This window comes from Dietzia sp. SYD-A1, from assembly GCF_015356725.1.
In the GTDB taxonomy this organism is placed as follows: Bacteria; Actinomycetota; Actinomycetes; order Mycobacteriales; family Mycobacteriaceae; genus Dietzia.
The window spans coordinates 1-1,550 of the sequence record NZ_JADDKI010000273.1 but is presented as its reverse complement, the minus strand read 5'-3'; the positions used below and the strand labels follow the sequence as shown (position 1 = coordinate 1,550).

The 1,550-nt window shown below is 71.2% G+C and carries 1 protein-coding gene; it reads right to left on the bottom strand.

What is annotated here, in order from left to right:
- Nucleotides 1-1,175: AI-2E family transporter (locus IY392_RS11625; RefSeq protein ID WP_228549318.1), on the bottom strand; the 1,175-nt coding region annotated here is incomplete at its 3' end.
- Nucleotides 1,176-1,550: the final 375 nt, after the last annotated feature.

Genomic DNA, 1,550 nt, shown 5'->3' with positions numbered 1-1,550 from the left:
GGTCCGGACACACTGGCCCGGTCGGGCACGGGCCCCGGCCCGTCGATCGGGCCCCCGTCCGGTCCGCCCCCGTCCGGTCCGCCGACGACCGGGTCGTCACCATTCCCCTCGGCCAGGTATCTCACCACCGTGTTGGCCATCGCGGTGACGGGGACGGCGAACAGCGCTCCCACGATGCCGAACAGGTACGTGCCCGCGGCCACCACGACGATGACGGCCAGCGGATGCAGCGCCACCGCGTGGCCCATGAGGACCGGTTGCAACAGATGCGACTCGACCTGGTGGACCACCAGGACGATCGCCAGCATGGCGATGGCGATCACCGGCCCCCGGTCCACCAGCGCCAAGACCGTGGGGATCAGCCCCGCGACGAGAGTCCCCAGGATGGGAACGAACGACGCGAGGAACACCACCACCACGATGGGGATCACGAAGGGCACGCGCAGCACCAGCGCGCCGAGGCCCACCCCGGTGGCGTTGATCGCGGCCACGGTCAGCTGCGTGCGGGTGTAGGCGCCGAGACTGCCCCAGCCCTGCCGTAGCGCCCGATCGACGGTGAGCCGGCTCGCGCGGGGGAACCACCGGACGAAGAACACCCACAACTTCTCCCCCTGGTAGAGGAAGAAGAACAGGGCGACCAGGCAGATGAGCAGACCGGCCACCGCGTCGACGGCGGTGTGGCCGAACTGGACCGCGCCCGCGGCCACGGCCTCGGAGTGGGACTCGATCCAGCTGCGGACCTGGGTGACCGCCTCCTGGAGTCGATCGGCGGTGAGGTGGAGCGGGCCGTCCTCCAGCCACCGCAGTGCGGTGTCGACGCCGCCGCCGATCTTCTCCCTCATCTCCGGAACCCCGGTCGCGAGCTGGGTGGTGACCACCGCCAGCGCCCCGATGACCAGCGCCAGGACACCGAGGACGACGACGAGGGACGCCAGCGCCCGCGGGACCTGCCGGGGCACGCGGTCCACGAGCGGTCGGAGCATTGCCGCGAGCAACACCGCGATGGCGAGCGGGGCCAGGATGATCGCCAACCGGCCGATGGCCTGTCCGAGGATCCACCCGCCCCCGGCGATCAGCAGCAGGCAGGCCGCCCAGGCAGCCGCCAGCACCACCGGATACGGGAGATGGGCTCGGGGGATCACGGTCGTGCCGGTGTCCTCACCGCGGGTTGACATGAGAACACCATAGGCGCGCTGACCTCCGTCGACGTCGGGTTCGTGAGTCCCGGCCACACCGTCGGGGAGGCGCGGGGGGACACGCGGGTGCGGACGACGAGGCGGCGCAGCGTACGGCAACCGGACCTCCTCCGCGACTGGTTGCGCGGTCCGCGCCGAGTGGGAGAGTCGGTGTGACACCCGTGCACTCACACCCAACCCATCGGAGGAGTCACATGTCTGACAAGAAATCCGCTGCATCGAAGACGGCCGAAGCGGCCGCCAAGAAGGTCGCCGACGCCGCCGGCAAGCTCGCCGACGAGGTCATCGGCGGCAGAGACGTCGTCCCCGGTGTCCCGGCCCCCAAGCCCCCGTCGCTCGAGGAGCCCACCGACC